Below are 15,840 nucleotides of genomic sequence, written 5' to 3' on the forward strand. Positions count from 1 at the left end.
GGAGAGCGGCGCATGTGCGAGATCTACGTCAAGGCTGATCCGATTCTCTACGAATGCCGGTCGCGCTCGGTGCGCATCCACGGGGTCGTGACCAGCATTCGCCTGGAGAATCTGTTCTGGGACGTGCTGGCCGACATCGCCGCGCGCGACGGCATGACGGTCAATCAATTGATCGCCAAGCTGTATGACGAGATCGTCGAGGCGCGCGGCGAGGTGCCGAATCTCGCCTCGTTCCTGCGGGTCAGTTGCATGCGCTACCTCACCCTGGTTCTGGGCAAGGAGGAGGCCGCACCCGCCCCTCGCCCGGTTTTGCGGCGGGAGGCGGAGGTGGTGGCGTTGCGGCCTTAACCCAAACAGGGTTACTCGTCGTAGGCCATCAGCGAGACGCTGGGGACGTCCAGCTTGTCGCGCCCGTTCAGGAAGGTCAGTTCCACCAGGAAGGCGGCGGCGCGGACGTCGGCGCCGACCTGACGCAGCAGGCTGATCGCGGCGGCCATCGTGCCGCCGGTCGCCAGAAGATCGTCCAGCATCACCACGCGCTGCCCCGGCGTCACCGCGTCGGCCTGCACCTCGATGGTGTCGGTGCCATATTCCAGATCATAGGAATGCTTCACCTTGTCGCCCGGCAGCTTGCCGTGCTTGCGCACCATGACGAAGCCGATGCCCAGCGCCAGGGCCAGCGGCGCGGCGACCAGGAAGCCGCGCGACTCGATGCCGACCAGCAGATCGGGCTTGTGCGGGCGGATCGCCTCGGCCAGTTGGTCGATGGCGGCTTTCCAGGCCGGACCATGGGCCAGCAGCGGCGACACGTCGTAAAACAGGATGCCCGGCTTCGGGAAATCCGGGATGCCGCGAATGTGGGTTTTCAAATCCATGGGGAAAGGTCCGTCCAAGAGCGTGGCGCGACGCCGACCAACGACGCACTCTATCGGGCGGGATGAACGCGCGCAAACAGGCGTTGCGCCGCAGGGGGTGGGGCGCAGCCATCGGGCCTATGCATGCGCTGCGGGGTTGACCCGCCGCGTCCGCATCGCCACCGTCTAGCCCGCAAGTGTGACACAGGGGCGGAGCGGGTGCGCGGCGTGGTGGCGGAACGGGTGTGGATCAAGTCGCGGCAAGGCGATGCGGGGAGCGACGGGGCGACCGGCGAGGGGGCGTGGCGCCTGGACGCGGGCGGACGCTGGACGTTGGACGCCGCCGACGCGGCCACCGCCGCGCTGGACGCGATCCAGCTTGCCAAATCGGCGAGCGCCGTGCGCTTTGGCCTTGCCGGGCTTGAGGCGCTCGACACCGTGGGGGCGTGCCTGTTGATGGGGCTGGCCGACCGGCTGACGGCGGAAGGCCGCAAGGTGACGGTCCTGGACGCCCGGCCCGAGCACGCCGCCTTGATCGACGCGGTGCGCGGGGCGGGCAAGGCGGCGGTCAAGATCGTCGCGCCGAGCCATCACCCGATCATCGACATGATCGCCGGAATCGGCGAGGACTCCATCGCGGCGGGAAAAGAGGCGCTGGATCTCATTGGCTTTCTCGGCCTTGTCACCATCACCTTCGCCCGGCTGCTGCTCCACCCGTCGCGGCTGCGCGTGACGTCCGTGTTCTACCACATCCAACAGACCGGCTTGAACGCGCTGCCGATTCTCGGGCTGCTGTCCTTCTTGATCGGCGTGGTCCTGGCCTTCCAAGGGGCCGACCAGTTGAAGCGCTTCGGGGCGGAGCTGTACGTCGTCAATCTGCTGGGGGTGTCGGTTCTGCGCGAGATCGGCATTTTGATGACGGCGATCATCGTCGCCGGACGCTCCGGCTCCGCCTTCACCGCGCAGATCGGCACGATGAAGGTCAACCAAGAGGTGGACGCGATCGGCACCATGGGGCTGGATCCCATCGAATTGCTGGTGGTGCCGCGCGCCATCGCCCTGATGGTCAGCCTGCCGCTGTTGGCCTTTTACGCCGACATCATGGGGCTGTTTGGCGGCGCGGTGATGAGCTACGCGACTCTCAACATCACCTTTGGTCAGTTCATCCTGCAACTTCACACGGCGGTCGGCATCGGAACGGTGATGGCCGGGTTGATAAAGGCGCCGGTCTTCGCCCTGGTCATCGCCATGGTCGGCTGTTACGAGGGGCTGAAGGTGTCGGGCAGCGCCGAAAGCGTCGGAACCCTGACCACCAAATCCGTCGTCGAGGGGATCTTTCTGGTGATCGTCATCGACGCGCTGTTCTCCGTGCTGTTTTCGGTGTTGGGCGTGTGATGAGCGAAACAGTCGCCCCCGACCTGCCGACGACCGCGCAACCCGTCATCCGGCCCGTCATCCGGGTGCGGGACCTCGTCACCCGATTCGGCACGCAGACCGTCCATGACGGGCTTGATCTCGACGTTCAGGCGGGCGAGGTGCTGGGCGTCGTCGGCGGCTCCGGCTCCGGAAAATCGGTGCTGCTGAAGGAAATCCTTGGCCTGATAAAGCCCGCCGCCGGGCGGATCGAGCTTTTGGGGCACGACACCGCCGATTTGTCGCGGGACGAGCGCGCCGCGCTCCAGGCGCGCACCGGCGTGCTGTTCCAGAACGGCGCGCTGTTCAGCTCGATGACGGTGGCGGAAAACATCATGCTGCCGTTGAAGGAGCACACCGATCTGCCTCTGTCGCTGATTGGCGAGGTCGCGCGGGTGAAGATCGCCATTGCCGGGTTGCCGCCGGACGCCGGGGCCAAGCAGCCCTCGCAACTGTCCGGCGGCATGGTCAAGCGGGCGGCGCTGGCCCGCGCCCTGGCGCTCGACCCCGCCATCCTGTTTTTGGACGAGCCGACCGCCGGGCTGGATCCCATCGGGGCGGGGGCCTTCGACACGCTGATTCGCGACCTTCAACGCAGTCTGGGGCTGACGGTTTTCATGGTGACGCATGATCTGGACAGCCTCGTGACCATCTGCGACCGCATCGCGGTGCTGGTGGACAAGAAAATTCGGGTGGGCACGCTGGAGCAGCATCTGGCCGACCCACACCCCTGGATTCACGATTATTTTCACGGACCGCGTGGCCGCGCCGCGCGCCACGCGACGGATTGAGGCAAGCCATGGAAACGCGCGCCAGCTACATTCTGGTCGGCAGCTTCGTGCTGGTCCTGATCGCCGGTCTGTTGGGCTTCTCTGTCTGGATCGCCAAGGTCCAGTTGGAAGAAACCCGCCAGCCCTACCGGGTGTATTTCACCGGCTCGGTCACGGGCCTGCAACCCGGCAGCCCGGTGCGCTATCGCGGCGTGCCGGTGGGGACGGTGGGCGACATCCGGCTCGATCCCGACAATGTCACCCGCGTGCGCGTCACCATTCAGGTGCAGAACGACACGCCGATCATGGCCGACTCCATCGCGTCGCTGGAAATGCAGGGCATCACCGGCGGCGCCTATGTGCAGATTTCCGGCGGGACGGAGGGGGCGGAACGGTTGAAGGCGACCGCGCCGGATGGGATTCCAGTGATCCCCTCGAAAACCTCCTCTTTGTCGGCGGTGGTGGACAGCGCGCCGCAACTGGTCAGCCGGGCGTCGGAACTGATCGCCCGTTTGGGCGATATGATGAACGCCGACAATCAAAAGGCGATGACCGACATTCTGGCCAACGTCAGCCGCATCAGCGGCGATCTGGCCCGCGCCACGGCGGGGCTGGACGGCACGATGGCGCAGGCGCGGGACACGTTGAAGGGGCTGGAGCCGGTCGGCCCGCATCTGGATCAAACGATCATCCAGGCGCGCGACACGCTGGCCACCGTCAACAACAGCGCCAAGCAATTGACCGGAGACAGCCGCGACCTGATTCAGTCGCTCAAGCGCACGTCGACCGAGCTGACCGCCCTTTTGGGCGAAAACCGCGCGCCAATGCGCGACTTCACGGCGACGGGGCTGTATGACTTGAGTTTGTTGATCGCCCAGTTGCGCGACCTGTCGGGTCAGTTGTCGCGGGTGGTCACACGGATTGAAAATGACCCGTCGAACTTCCTGTTTGGCGGAACCCGGCAGGGTGTGGAGGTGCGGGGCAAATGAACGGTCGAACACGGATGATGGGGCGGTTGGCGTCCCTGGTGGGGCTTGGTCTGGCGCTGTTGGGGCTGACGGCCTGCTCGACGATCATCAACCCCACCGCGCCCAAGCTCTACACCCTGACGCCGCGCGCCGTGGTCGAGGCTGGGGCGCCGACGGTGACATGGCAATTGCTGGTCGAAACGCCGTCGTCGGCGGCGGGCGTCGACACGCCGCGCATCGCCCTGTCGCGCACGCCAACCACGTTGGATTATTTCGCCGACGTGTCGTGGGCCGACCGGGCGCCGAACATGGTGCAGGGGGTCATTGTCCAGTCCTTTGAGGACAGCGGGCGGATCCTGTCGGTCGGACGCGACACCATGGGGCTGCGCTCCGACCTTGTGCTGAAATCGGAGTTGCGCGACTTCCAGGCCGAATACGCGACGCCGGGCGCGACCAGCCCGGACCGCGTGCATGTCCGGCTGTCGGCCAAGCTGGTGGCGATGCCGCGCCGGACCATCGAAGCGGGGGAAACCTTTGACGCGGTGGTTCCCGTCCGTGGGCGGGATTTCACCGACGTGATCGCCGCCTATGACGTGGCGTTGGGTCAGATCAGCGGCGCGCTGGTGAGTTGGACGCTGCGCAATGGGCGCGCCGCCATCCCGTAACCGCTGGGCCGCGCGGAAAAACCTTGCCAGGGCTGCATATCCGCGTGCGTAATAGGGTTGATCGCGAGGTGGCGGACGGGCGTTGATGACGGAACTTTCGGGACTTCCCCGCGAGGAATTGGAGGCGATGGCCGAGGCCGGTCGGGAGGTTCGGGTCTGCCAGCGGGTGCTGGCCAAGACCGGCGACACCGTGGTCGGCGAATTGCTGCGTGGGCATGGCACGCTCTATGAGTGGCGCCACTACCCGCCGGGCGACGTGTATGACGCCGAGCATCACGCGCAATATTATTACCATTGTCACCCCGAAGACGAACGGCCCAAGGGTGAGCATGGCCATTTCCACAGCTTCCTGCGTCCCCACGGCATGCCCTCGGGAATCCGTCCGGCCCCGCTGCCGGACTACGCCCCGCCCGACAACGACAACGATGCGCTGTCCCATTTGATCGGCGTCGCCATGGACGTGGCCGGGCAGCCGGTGCGGCTGTTCACCACCAACCGCTGGGTCACGGGCGAAACCTGGTACGCGGCGGACGATGTGGTGGCCATGCTCGATTCCTTCATCGTCGATCACGCCCGCCCCTCCTGGCCGACCAACCGCTGGATCACCGGGCTGGTCCGCCTGTTCCGCCCCCAGATCATCCGCCTGTTGCGTGAGCGGGACGCGGCGATAGGTCGCTGGGCCAACCAACATCCCGACGCCTATGTTTATGAGGATCGGGGGTTGGAGGTCGCCTCCCAATGCCCCATCTCGGTGGAGGAGCAGATTGCCGAGGTGGAGATGCTGGCGCGTGGAACCCGCCGCCGTCGCTCAATTCTTCCAGAACCGCCCCGGTTTGTGGAGGACGAGGGGGGTGGTTTGACAATCTCCGCCGATCCGTCCCGCCTTCTTCGTTAATGAAGGTTCAACAGTTTCGTCACATCCTTTAACGTGAGGAAGTGCTCCCGGCCATAAGGGGGCAGACCAGGGCAGGAAGGGTCCGCGACCCATGACCGAGCATTTGACCCAAGCCGACGTCGTTCGACTGTTGTCGGACCCGTCGCCCAACAGCCGGACCGATCTTGCCGCCAAGATCGCCCGCCAATTCGGCGGCGCGGAACTGTCCGCCAGCGAACGAAAACTGGCGGAAGACATCATCCGGGTGATGGTGAACGACGCGGTGGTCAGCGTCCGCCAGACCTTGGCCGAGAATCTGAAATCCAACCCGGCCCTGCCGCGCGACGTCGCCCTGACCATGGCGCGGGATGTGGAGGCGGTGGCGATTCCGCTGCTCAGCGTGTCCACCGTGCTGACCAGCGCCGATTTGATCGAGATCTTGCGGTCGGGCGCCGACTCCAAAAGTTTGGCCATCGCCCAACGCCCGAACGTTCCCGCCGCCGTCGCCGACGCGCTGGTGGAAACCGGGTCGGAAAAGGCCGTGGCGGCGCTGGTCGCCAACGAAGGGGCGGAACTGGGCGAACAGACGCTGGGGAAGGTGATCGACCGTTTTGGCGCCAGCGAAGCCGTGCAGGATCCGCTGGTCCACCGGGGCAAATTGCCGATCACCATCGCCGAACGGCTGGTGGCGGTGGTGTCGGAAAAGCTGCGCCAACATTTGGTGTCGCATCATGAACTTCCGGCCAAGGTCGCGTCCGAGTTGATCCTTCAAAGCCGCGAGCGCGCCACCGTGGCGCTGTTCAGCGGCGAGAATGACGAAAGCGCGTTGGAGCGGCTGGTCGCCCAACTGGCGCGCACCGGACGCCTGACGCCGTCGTTGCTGGTCCGCTCGCTGTGCACCGGCGACATCGCGTTTTTCGAGCACGCGATCTCGCAGATGGCGAATGTGCCGATGACCAACGCGCGGCTGCTGATCCATGACGCCGGGCGGTTGGGGCTGAAATCCCTGTACGACAAGGCGAAACTGCCGTCGGCCCTGCTGCCCGCCTGCCGCATCGCCATCGACGTGCTGCGCGAGACCCCTTACGACGGCGAACCCGGCGACCGGGAGCGTCATCGCCGCCGCCTGATCGAACGCATTCTGACCCAGTATGAGGATTTGGCGCCGGAGGATTTGGATTTCCTCCTGACCAAGCTGGGCGACATGATGCAGACGGAGCATGAGGCGGCCTGACGGGGGCCTTCCGAGGCCGATGGGCGCTTGCGTCGGTGTGTCGTTTGGTCGCAGACTGCGTGACGGGATGGGCTTGTAGGGGCTGAAGGGATGAAGCGCGCGGCCTCGCCTCCGCACAGTCAATCCGCCGACCGCGCTTCCCAGACGTCCAGCGAGACGCCAGAGGAGACGATCCGTCGTCTCGAACGGCGCATCGCCGCGTTGGAGGCCCGCTCCGCTCTGGACCCCCACAAGCCGCGCGACGCCGGGCTGCGGGCCAGCGAAGCGCGATTCCGCTCTCTGGTGCAAACGGCGGCCAGCATCATTTTGGTTCTGGGCCAGGATGGCCGCGTGCAGGAGGCCAACCGCGAGGCCGAACGCGCCTTCGGTCTGAATCCCGACAGCGCCATCGGGCGGTCCTGGATGGAGGTGGTCGGGGAGCGGCCCGGCGGGGTGTTCGCCGCGCAACTCGCCATCGCTGGGGAAGGGCAGGAGGTTCGCAATTTCGAACAGGTGCAGCATGACCGCGCCGGGGTGGGCGAGCGGGTGCTGCTGTGGAACATGAACCGTCTGCCGGAAACCGAGGGGGTCGCCCCGGCGATCATCTGCGTCGGCCAGGACATCACCCGCCGCAAACGCGCCGAACTGGCGCTGCGCCACGCCCGCGACGAGTTGGAGATGCGGGTGGCCGAACGCACCCGCGCCCTGATGCAGGAGGTGCAGGAGCGCCGCCGGGCTGAACAGGCGCTGATCCAGGCCAAGGAACAGGCCGAACTGGCCAACCGGGCCAAAAGCGAATTTCTGGCCAACATGAGCCATGAGCTGCGCACGCCGTTGAACGCGATCATCGGCTTTTCCTCGATGATGGAAAGCGAGATCGTCGGGCCGATTGGCCACCCGAAATATCTGCATTACGCCGGGGTGATCGGCAAATCCGGCCAGCATTTGCTGGCGGTCATCAACGACATTCTCGACGTTGCCAAGATCGAGGCGGGCAAGCTGGACCTGTACCCCCAGCCGATGAACGTCCGCGACGCGGTGGACAGCTCGTTGCTGCTGATCGCCGAGCGGGCGGAGGAGGGCGGCATCACCCTGCTTGATTCGGTGGCCGACGACACGCCGTTGATGCTGGGCGATCCGGTGCGGGTGAAGCAGATTTTGCTGAATCTGCTGTCCAACGCCGTCAAATTCACTGGCTCTGGAGGTCAGGTGTCGCTGCGGGTGCGGCCCGACCATGACCGCATTTTGATCGAGGTGGCCGACACCGGCATCGGCATGAACGCCGAGGGCATCGCCATCGCCTTGCAGCCCTTCGGGCAGGTGGACAGCCAATTGTCCCGCCGGGCGGGCGGCACCGGCCTTGGCCTGCCGCTGGTGCGCTCCTTCGTCGAACTGCTGCACGGCACGTTGGACGTGCGCAGCCGGGAGGGGGAGGGAACGACCGTCAGCGTCCGCTTGCCGGTGGCTCGTCCCGACGAGGCGTGACCTCCGGCGCTTGGACGGAAAAGACGGCGCCTTTGCCTTCGACCGAACGCACCGCCACCGGATGGCCGAGCAACCGGGCCAGGCGCTCGACAATCGCCAGGCCCAAGCCGATTCCCTCGCTGCGGTCGCGGTCGGGGCGGTCGAGCTGGACGAACTCCTCGAAGATGCGGCGACGGTCGGTTTCGGCGATGCCGCGCCCGGTGTCGTAAACCTCGATCCACAGCGCGCCGCCGCGACGGCGGCAACCGACCAGAACGCCGCCCTGTTCGGTGTAGCGGATGGCGTTGGCGATCAGGTTGCGGATGATGCGTTCCAACAAGGCCGGGTCGCTGTGAACCACCACGTCGGTCGGCACGGCGCGCAGGCGCAGCCCCTTGGCGTCCGCCTGCCCCGCGAACTCCGCTTCCAACTGGTCGAGCAGGGGGGAGAGCGGGACGTCGGCGGGTTTGGGCAAGATCACGCCGGATTCCAGCTTGGAGATTTCCAAAATCGCGTTCAGCAGGTCGCGCATCGACCGCTGGGCCGCCTTCAGATCGGTCAGCATCGCCATCGCCTTGGCGGTCTGGCTCTGACGCTCCAGCATGCCGGTGAACATGCCGATGGCCTGCAAGGGTTGGTGCAGATCGTGGCTGGCGTGGGCGAGGAAGCGCGATTTGGCGCGGTGGGCCTGCTCTGCCGCGTTTTTGGCGGCGTGCAACTCGGCGGTGCGTTCGCGCACCTGCTGCTCCAGCGTGGCGTTGGCCCGCTCGATGGCGTCGGTCATCCGGGCGATTTCGGTGAACTGGTCGCGCACATGGCGGGTCATCGGGCGGAAGATGACCAGCGCCTCGAACAGCAGCGTCAGCAGCGTCAGGATCAGCGCCGCCAACCCCATCCGGTGCAGGGAGTGAAAGCCCGCCTCGCCCTCTTCCTGATAGAGCGCGACCATGACCTCCAACCGATCAAGCAGCGGCCCCAAGGCTTGGGTGGTCACGTAATCGGCATCGGCCATGCCGGGGGGCAAACCGCTGGGGGCGGCGGCGATGACGGCACGCAGGGCGGCGATGTGGCGGCTCACCAGCGGGTCGAGAGGATCGGAGCCGCCGAAAAACAAATCCTTGGGCGGCGGCCCCAGGGCCGGGCCGCCGGCGGGACCGGCCCGCCCGCTCAAGCGCCGGTGCGCCGCCTCGAACATGTCGGTCGCCTCAGCCAACTGGCGGCCCAGATCGGCGCGGGAATAGGCGTCGGGGTTGTGCTTGAGCTGTTCAACCAGCAGGGCGGTGCGTTGCGACAGCATGCGCTGGCGGCCCGAGACGTTGACCACCTCCAGCATCCGTTCATGCTGGCCGATCACCCGCTCGGTCATCACGAAACCGGCCAGCGTGCCCAGCGCGATCAACGCCAGGGCGACGCCGTAGCGCAAGGTCATCCAACGGGCGGTGGTGGCGCCAATGGGGATCATGCGCGTCCTCGGAATCGTCATGCTGCGACGCAGCGATGGGGAAGCCTACCCGTGAATCGGGTCTTCGGCAAACCCGCAAGCGGCCAGCGCCGCCCGCATGTGGGCGGGAATCGGGGCGACGGCGCCGACCGGCTCGCGCTTGGGGTAAAGCGGCAGGGAGATCGCGCGCGAATGCAGATGCAGCGGATGCCCCTCCGGCCCGCCATATTGCGGATCGCCCAGCAGCGGACAGCCGATGGAGGCGCAATGCACGCGGATCTGGTGGGTTCGCCCGGTGTGCGGGGTCAATTCCAGCCACGTTCTGCCGTTGGCCCGGCCCTTGACCACATAATCGGTGATCGCGGTTTGCCCGTCGGGCAGCCCGCCGACCATCCGCCAGCCGCCGGTCTTGTTCGAGACCTTGGACAGCGTCAACTCGATCCGCCCGGACTCCGCCGGGGGCGATCCGGCGACCACCGCCCAATAGGTTTTGTCCACCTTGCCGTCCTGGAACAGGATGCCGATCTTGCGCAGCGCCTTGGCGTGGCGACCGAGGATCAAACAGCCCGAGGTGTCGCGGTCCAGCCGGTGGGCCAGCGACGGGGCCTTGGGGAAGCCAAAACGCAGGGCGTCGAAATGCCGTTCCAGATTGGGACCGCCCGCTGGCCCGGCGTGGACCGGCAACCCGGCGGGCTTGTCGATGATGAGCATCAGACCGTCACGGAAGAGGATGCGGTCTTGAATTTGGGCGGGTGTCACGGGTGGTTTATCCCCAGGCGCGAGAAATCAACAAATCGAGCGCCGCAATGATGCGGTCGCCGTCGTCTGCGAGCGAACAGACCGTCTCGCCGAGATGGGAGGGAATGGACAAGCTCTGAAGCGTGTGCAAAACCACGGCGCGGTTTTCAATGATGAACACCGGATTTAAAGCAGCCTCAACCGGAGGATTGGCGCTCTTGTCAACCAGAGGAACAACAAAGCGCCGATGGAAATGATCGAAGCGGTGAGACTGAACGATGACGACATAAGGTATGATCGACCGTTGACCGCCCTTGGTCCGATGAACATCAAATTGGGACATCAGAGATCGTCGAGATACTGGTCAGCGAAGGAGCCATGAATCGCGTCGAACTCGTTCCAGGTGGCGATAACGGCGTCGAGCCGACGGTCCCGCTCGTCGCGGTCGCGCTCCTCCTGGGTGACATAGTCGGTCAACAGCTTCTCCACCCGATCCGACAGGTTGCCGGTCAGGGATTCCGCGCGGCGGACCAGATCCTCGTCCAGCAACACCGTCACCGGGCGTTTTTGCGCCGGTCGGTCCTGTATGCCGTCCATGCCGAAAGCCTCCCTCGCGTCCCGGCCATGATAGGCGCAGGACGCGAGGAACGGCAAGTCGGCCTTACGCGAGCTTCAATTCCTTGAAGAAATCATTGCCCTTGTCATCGACGATGATGAAGGCCGGGAAATCCTCGACCTCGATGCGCCAGATGGCTTCCATGCCCAGTTCGGGATACTCGACGCACTCGACCTTCTTGATGCAGTCCTGCGCCAGACGGGCGGCGGCGCCGCCGATGGAGCCGAGATAGAAGCCGCCATGCGCCTTGCAAGCCGCCGTCACTTCGGGGCTGCGGTTGCCCTTGGCCAGCATGACCATGGAGCCGCCCGCCGCCTGGAACTGATCGACGAAGCTGTCCATCCGCCCCGCCGTGGTCGGCCCGAAGGAGCCTGAGGCGTAGCCTTCCGGCGTCTTGGCCGGGCCGGCGTAATAGATCGGGTGGTTCTTGAAGTAATCCGGCAGAGGCTCGCCCGCGTCCAGACGAGCGCGCAGCTTGGAGTGCGCCAGATCGCGGGCGACGATCAACGATCCGGTCAGTGACAAGCGGGTGCGGATCGGGTGCTGGGACAGCGTGGCGCGGATGTCGGCCATCGGCTGGTTCAGGTCGATCTTGACCACATCGTCGGACAGATGCTCGTCGCCGATCTCCGGCAGATACTGGGCCGGATCGGTTTCCAACTGCTCCAGGAAGATGCCGTCCTTGGTGATCTTGCCGACCGCCTGACGATCCGCCGAGCAGGAGACGCCAACCCCGATGGGCAGCGAGGCGCCATGGCGGGGCAGGCGGATGACGCGGACGTCGTGGCAGAAATACTTGCCGCCGAACTGGGCGCCGATGCCCATGTTCTGGGTCAGCTTGTGAACTTCGGCCTCCATCGCCAGATCGCGGAAGGCGTGGGCGTCTTCACCGCCGCTGGTCGGCAGACCGTCCAGATAACGGGCGGAGGCCAGCTTGACCGTCTTCAGATTCTGTTCCGCCGACAGGCCGCCGATGACGATGGCCAGATGGTAGGGCGGGCAGGCCGAGGTGCCGAGATAGCGGATCTTGTCTTCCAGGAACTTCAGCAAACGGTCGGGAGCCAGCACCGACGGGGTGGCCTGATGCAGGAAGGTCTTGTTGGCCGACCCGCCGCCCTTGGCCATGAACAGGAATTTGTAATAATCCTCGCCCTCCGAATAAATGTCGATCTGGGCGGGCAGGTTGTTGCGGGTGTTCTTTTCCTCATACATCGAGATGGGCGCGAGCTGGCTGTAGCGCAGGTTGCGCTTCAGATAGGCGTCGCGGGCGCCTTCGGACAGCGCGGCCTCGTCGCCGCCCTTGGTCCAAACGCGGCGGCCCTTCTTGCCCATGATGATGGCGGTGCCGGTGTCCTGGCACATCGGCAGCGTCCCGGCGGCGGCGATGTTGGCGTTCTTGAGAAGGTCGAGCGCCACGAACTTGTCGTTGGCCGAGGCCTCGTCATCCTTCAGAATCGTCGCCAACTGGGCCAGATGGCCGGGGCGCAGCAGATGGTTGATGTCGGCGAAGGCCGCCTCGGCCAGCAGACGCAGACCTTCCGGCTCCACCTTCAGAACCTGCTCGCCGTCGAAGTCGACGACGGACACATGGTCGGAAGACAGCTTGCGGTAGGTCGTTTCGTCCTTGGCGAGCGGAAACAGGCCAGCGGCTCCGTTGGCTGAGGCGATGTCGTCGGGCATGGGGCGTTCCTTCGGCAATATCCGTGTGCTGCCCGCCGCTTCCCTGGCCCGCCGGATCGATCCCCGGCGCGCGAAAAGGGGCGGGGCCGCGCTCGGCCCCCCTTATACACCGCTGGGGGGACGACACAACGATAAGGCGGACGCGCCGGGGCGGTTGCGGCAATAGCGCCCAACAAAAAGGGCCGCGCCGAAGCGCAGCCCTTGATTGGTCGCGGCTTGACCGGCCGACCGCTTACGCCGCCGCCTTCAGACCGCCCGAGGCTGCGAACGGAGCCTGTTCCGCCGGTTCGGCGGGGGCGCCGACCCATTCGGTGTGGGCGGGGATGTCCTCGCCCTTCATCACCAGCGTCAACGGACCCAGCCGGGCGAATTCGCCGATGTGGGTGTCGTAGAGCACCGTGGCCCCGGCTCCGACGGTGACGCCTTGGGCGACCGACACGCGGCCAACCTTCATCACCCGATCCTCGTACAGATGGGTTTGCAAGGCCGACAGCGCGTTCACCGCCGCGTAATCGCCGACCGACACGCAATCGAACTCGGTGATGTCGGTGGTGTCCATGAAGACGCCCTGGCCGAACTTCGTGCCAAACAGCCACAGCACCCAGGGCAGCATCGGCGTGCCGCGCAGATGGTCGAGCAGCACCTTGCCCGCCAACCCCCAATAGAGCACAGCCACCGCTTCGGTCCGCATCGCCCACCAGGACCACATCGGCTTCATGGTCGGGGTGTAGCGGCCCATCAGCGCCCATTTGACCAGCACGACCATCAACACCATCGCTGAGGGAATGGCGACGCTGACGCCGATGAACTGCCACAGGAAATCACCGTAACGCCCGTCGATGATGGCCGGGGCGAACAGTTCCACCGCGAAGGTGCCGAAGGTGATGAACAGCATCGTCGGCATCGACAGGCTGAACGCCTCGAACAGGGCGCGGCCCAGACGGCGGGCGCGTGACGGCTCAAAGGTCCAATTGGACGAGATGTTGTCGAACTTCTGGCGCACCGGCAGCTTGATCGGCGGGCTGCCGAACCAAGTGTCGTTCGGCTGCATCTGGTCGTTGGTCGGCGGCTTCGATTTGATGCCGATCAGGCAGCCGGTCGGAATGACCGCGCCCGGCGGCACCACGGCGTCGTTGCCGACGAAGACGCGCGCCTCGGTCTTGACCGGCTTCAGTTCCATCCAGCCGCGCCGGATGTCCTCGTCGCCCAACACCACCTCGTCGGCGATGAAGCATTTCTCGCCGATGTCCACCAGATCATAGCGCCCGGCGAGGTTGGTCGAGATCTCGGCGTCGCGCCCGATCTTGGCGCCCATCAGCCGATACCACGCCCGCATGTAGACGGTGGCGTAGAGGGAGCTGAGGGTTTCCAGCATCACTTCGGTGGACAGGGCGACGATCCATTTGCGGACGTAGAACCAACTGTGGACCGAATAGGTTCCGGCCTGGACGCGCGGCAACAGCACCCAGCGCACCCCGGCGATCAGGAAGACGGTGACGCCGACCAGAGCCATCGCCGTCGGCCACGCGATGGCCGGGACGTAATAGAGGTAATTGACCCTGAACAGCCCGCCCATCATGGCGTCGAGCCGGTCGAACAGATAGAAGGCCGGATAGATCGGGATCAAGGCGATGGGTGGCAGGGCCAGCAGGGCCAGCGCGTAGATCACCGCCTGCGCCGCCTTGCGCAGCGGCCCGGCGGTCGCCTCCTCCGGCAACGCCTCGCGGTCCACCGCGCCGACCTTGCGGGCGGGCGAGCCGTCCCATTTTTCGTAAGCGCCGGTTTCTACCCCGGCGGGCAGCGCGGTCAGATCGGCGAGTTCGGTTCCTTCGCCAATCACCGCGCCATGCCCGATGACGCAGGAGGTGCCGATGTAGGCGTCCGCGCCAATGTCGATGGAGCCGATCACCAGCTCATTGCCGATGACCTCGGCGTTGGCCAGCTTGACCTTGCTGCCGATGGCGGCGCCATACCCGATGCTGACCAAATCCAGCGCCCCGGACTCGATTTCACCGATCAACGCCGCGTCGCCAACCTTGGCGCCCAGCGCGCGCAGGAAGACGCGCATCACCGGCGATCCCTGGAACCATTTCAGATGGACCAGACTGATGAAGCGTTGCGCCAGCCACCAGCGGTAATAATAAACGCCCCACAGAGGGTAGCGGCCCGGTTTGGTTCGCCCGATCACCAACCATTTGGCGGCGATGGCGATGACCAGAGTGGCGATGTTGATGACGGCGTAGACGCCCAGCAAGGTTCCAACCTCTTGGAACATCGTGGCGTCTTCGCCCGACAGCAGCATGTAGCTGACAAACACGCCCAACCATTGCGCCGTCATCAGCGCCAGGATGAAGGGCAGCGCCACCGCCTGCGCCAAACCGCAGAGGAAGCGCCGCATCAGGGGCGGCGGGGTGAAGGACAAATCCGGTGGCGCGGCGGCCTTGCCGCCCGCTCCGCGCGGAGCCTTGGCCTCCAGACGCTCGGCCATCGCGCGCAGGGTGCGGGCGCCGTAGACGTCCTGCAAGGTCAGGACGCCTAGCTCAGCGCTTTCCCGCACCGCTGACACGAAGCGCGCCGCCAACAGCGAGTGGCCACCGAGATCCAGGAAGAAATCGCCTTCCAACGGAATGCTCTGACCGGGGAAGACCCGGCGGGCGGCGCTCAGCAGGGCGGCTTCGGTCGCGCTGCGCGGCTCGTCCTGTTCGGCGGCGCCGTTGTCTTCCGTCAGCGTGACCGTTTGCAACGTCTTGCGGTCAGCCTTGCCCGAGGTCATCCGGGGCAGGCTGGCCACCCGTTCGTAATGGGCGGGGACCATGTAGCTGGGAAGCTGGGCGCGCAACGCCGCGCGCAACACTGCGACGTCAAGTTCGGCCCCAGGGTGGGCGACCAGAAAGGCGACGAGCCGATCCAGCCCGTAATCGGCGCGCAGCACGACGGTGGCTTGCGCCACGCCGGGAAGGTCGGTCAGTTTGGCTTCGATTTCGCCCAGTTCGAGGCGGAAGCCGCGAATTTTGACCTGATCGTCAATGCGGCCATGGAACAGAAGATTGCCGTTCTCATCCACGCTGACCGCGTCGCCCGACCGATAGAGCGTTGGGGCGGTTCCATCGGACTGGAACGGGTTGGCGATGAATTTTTCCGCCG

15 protein-coding genes (1 of these 15 running past the window's edge) are annotated in these 15,840 nt (G+C 65.8%); 8 read left to right on the plus strand and 7 right to left on the minus strand.

The genetic code is table 11. From position 1 onward, the window contains the following. The first annotated feature begins 12 nt into the window (after nt 1-12). Nucleotides 13-348 carry a ribbon-helix-helix domain-containing protein gene (locus D3877_RS13955; RefSeq protein ID WP_119831386.1) on the plus strand — a complete coding sequence of 112 codons (336 nt, stop codon included), beginning with the start codon at nt 13-15 and terminating at the stop codon, nt 346-348. Nucleotides 349-359: 11 nt separating this feature from the next. On the opposite strand, the gene D3877_RS13960 is transcribed toward D3877_RS13955, so the two are convergent. Next, nucleotides 360-875 carry an adenine phosphoribosyltransferase gene (locus D3877_RS13960; RefSeq protein WP_119831387.1) on the minus strand — a complete coding sequence of 172 codons (516 nt, stop codon included), beginning with the start codon at nt 873-875 and terminating at the stop codon, nt 360-362. Between the two features lie 198 nt (nt 876-1,073). Between D3877_RS13960 and D3877_RS13965 the strand changes: the two genes are divergently transcribed. From D3877_RS13965 to D3877_RS13995, 7 genes are all read left to right on the plus strand, one after another. Continuing rightward, complete coding sequence (locus D3877_RS13965; protein ID WP_238474882.1) at nt 1,074-2,249, plus strand: MlaE family ABC transporter permease; 1,176 nt, start codon at nt 1,074-1,076, stop codon at nt 2,247-2,249. After that, entirely contained in the window at nt 2,249-3,058 is an 810-nt protein-coding gene (locus D3877_RS13970; protein WP_119832444.1) for an ABC transporter ATP-binding protein, read from the plus strand. The genes D3877_RS13965 and D3877_RS13970 overlap by 1 nt, the downstream gene beginning before the upstream one ends. An 8-nt stretch (nt 3,059-3,066) precedes the next feature. Further along, entirely contained in the window at nt 3,067-4,026 is a 960-nt protein-coding gene (locus D3877_RS13975; RefSeq protein ID WP_119831389.1) for an MlaD family protein, read from the plus strand. Then, nucleotides 4,023-4,670 (plus strand): ABC-type transport auxiliary lipoprotein family protein, encoded by a 648-nt coding sequence (locus D3877_RS13980; protein ID WP_238474883.1) that lies wholly within the window; start codon nt 4,023-4,025, stop codon nt 4,668-4,670. The genes D3877_RS13975 and D3877_RS13980 overlap by 4 nt, the downstream gene beginning before the upstream one ends. Before the next feature lie 85 nt (nt 4,671-4,755). Then, on the plus strand, nt 4,756-5,565 hold the full coding sequence (locus D3877_RS13985) for a DUF6969 family protein (protein ID WP_119831391.1): 810 nt from the start codon (nt 4,756-4,758) through the stop codon (nt 5,563-5,565). 91 nt (nt 5,566-5,656) lie between these two features. Further along, the gene (spbR, locus tag D3877_RS13990; protein WP_119831392.1) at nt 5,657-6,778 is read left to right on the plus strand and encodes a SpbR family protein; all 1,122 of its coding nucleotides are present in this window, start codon (nt 5,657-5,659) and stop codon (nt 6,776-6,778) included. A 90-nt stretch (nt 6,779-6,868) separates the two neighbouring features. Further along, nucleotides 6,869-8,242, plus strand: a complete 1,374-nt coding sequence (locus tag D3877_RS13995) for a PAS domain-containing sensor histidine kinase (protein ID WP_119831393.1) — start codon at nt 6,869-6,871, stop codon at nt 8,240-8,242. Here the strand turns inward: D3877_RS13995 and D3877_RS14000 are convergent. The 6 genes from D3877_RS14000 to D3877_RS14025 all read right to left on the minus strand — a co-directional run. Then, entirely contained in the window at nt 8,202-9,683 is a 1,482-nt protein-coding gene (locus tag D3877_RS14000) for an ATP-binding protein (protein WP_119831394.1), read from the minus strand. The genes D3877_RS13995 and D3877_RS14000 overlap by 41 nt on opposite strands. Nucleotides 9,684-9,728: 45 nt before the next feature. Next, entirely contained in the window at nt 9,729-10,421 is a 693-nt protein-coding gene (locus tag D3877_RS14005) for an RluA family pseudouridine synthase (protein ID WP_119831395.1), read from the minus strand. A gap of 7 nt (nt 10,422-10,428) precedes the next feature. Then, entirely contained in the window at nt 10,429-10,743 is a 315-nt protein-coding gene (locus tag D3877_RS14010) for a CcdB family protein (protein WP_119831396.1), read from the minus strand. Then, on the minus strand, nt 10,743-10,997 hold the full coding sequence (locus tag D3877_RS14015; protein ID WP_119832445.1) for a type II toxin-antitoxin system CcdA family antitoxin: 255 nt from the start codon (nt 10,995-10,997) through the stop codon (nt 10,743-10,745). The genes D3877_RS14010 and D3877_RS14015 overlap by 1 nt, the downstream gene beginning before the upstream one ends. A 64-nt stretch (nt 10,998-11,061) precedes the next feature. Continuing rightward, the gene (locus D3877_RS14020) at nt 11,062-12,696 is read right to left on the minus strand and encodes a fumarate hydratase (protein WP_199720808.1); all 1,635 of its coding nucleotides are present in this window, start codon (nt 12,694-12,696) and stop codon (nt 11,062-11,064) included. 232 nt (nt 12,697-12,928) lie between these two features. Next, on the minus strand, nt 12,929-15,840 hold the 3' portion of the coding sequence (locus tag D3877_RS14025) for a Pls/PosA family non-ribosomal peptide synthetase (protein ID WP_119831397.1). It continues 1,192 nt past the right edge of the window; 2,912 of the gene's 4,104 nt are visible here — the last part of the coding sequence; the start codon falls outside the window, past its right edge — the gene reads right to left on this strand; the stop codon is at nt 12,929-12,931.

Source organism: Azospirillum cavernae, assembly GCF_003590795.1.
Taxonomy (GTDB): domain Bacteria; phylum Pseudomonadota; class Alphaproteobacteria; order Azospirillales; family Azospirillaceae; genus Azospirillum; species Azospirillum cavernae.